Annotated in this window: 1 rRNA gene; it reads right to left on the reverse strand. The window is 57.4% G+C overall.

Going from position 1 to position 223, the window contains the following annotated elements:
• Positions 1–223, reverse strand: a 23S ribosomal RNA gene (locus tag WFH04_RS18275); the annotation flags it as partial.

Here is a 223-nt window from a genome sequence, read left to right on the forward strand (position 1 = left end):
CGATCACCTTAGGATTCTCTCCTCGCCTACCTGTGTCGGTTTGCGGTACGGGCACCTCCCGCCTCGCTAGAGGCTTTTCTTGGCAGTGTGAAATCAGGGACTCCGGGGACATTTCCCCTTGCCATCACAGCCCAGTGTTATAGGAACGGGATTTGCCTCGTTCCACACCTCACTGCTTAGACGCGCATGACCAACAGCGCGCTCACCCTATCCTACTGCGTCC

Origin of the sequence: Sporosarcina sp. USHLN248 (assembly GCF_037144575.1) — a bacterium.
Classification (GTDB): Bacteria; Bacillota; Bacilli; order Bacillales_A; family Planococcaceae; genus Sporosarcina; species Sporosarcina contaminans.